The organism is Nocardia sp. SYP-A9097 (assembly GCF_009649815.1).
GTDB lineage: Bacteria > Actinomycetota > Actinomycetes > Mycobacteriales > Mycobacteriaceae > Nocardia.
Window position 1 is genome coordinate 1 of sequence record NZ_WJIC01000090.1, and the last position, 823, is coordinate 823.

1 protein-coding gene is annotated in these 823 nt (G+C 62.3%); it reads right to left on the reverse strand.

The genetic code is table 11. The annotated features are described in order from the left end of the window. Window positions 1-11: 11 nt before the first annotated feature. Window positions 12-746 (reverse strand): TetR/AcrR family transcriptional regulator, encoded by a 735-nt coding sequence (locus tag GFY24_RS40865; RefSeq protein WP_194853234.1) that lies wholly within the window; start codon window positions 744-746, stop codon window positions 12-14. Between the last annotated feature and the right edge of the window lie 77 nt (window positions 747-823).

Below are 823 nucleotides of genomic sequence, written 5' to 3' on the forward strand. Positions count from 1 at the left end.
GATTGTCTGTTTCATGGTTTTTCCAAAGGTGTGTCGAGGCCGGTCATACGGGCCAACATGTCCACATGCGCGGCGAACAGCGAATCACGCGCGGGCTCGTCGAGGTAATCCAAATGACCATAGGTTTCCAAACTGATGAACCCATACAACGACGTCCAGCACTGCATCAACGCCTGCGTCGTCTCCGGCGCCAACCCCGGCCGACCCGCATACACCGGATCATGCTCATCGGAGAACGCCCGCGCCAACCGATAATCCACCACATCCACCACGGGACGACCCAACACCCCCGCCGCGGCCGCATCGTAGAACACCGCCTTCAACGCACCCGTCGCCCGCAAACACGCCTCCGTGGCCTGATTCGAATCACTCACATACCCCGGCACCGGCGCACCGAAAATCAACGCGAACCGCTGCGGCTCACCCCGCGCCCACGACCGGAACGCCGACGCCACCGCCTGCAACCGCGCCACCGGACGCCCCGGCGCCACCTCATCCCGCGCCACCGCGAACGCCCCCGCCAAATCGTCATACGCATCGGAAATCAACGCCGTCACCAACGCATCCCGATCCCCGTAATACCGATACAACGCCGGCGCCGTCATCCCCATCTCCCGCGCGATATCGGAAAACCGCACATCAGCGGATCCCAACTCCCGCATCAACCGCAACGCCGTCGCCTTGATCTCACCCAAGGTCGCCGCACGCGTCCGCTCCCGCCTGGATAGCACTGGCTGCGTAGACACTCCGGCACACCTCCTGTACGCCACACGAACACAACAATCCGTTAACAAGCATTACAGAAATGACGAGCCTTGACAAG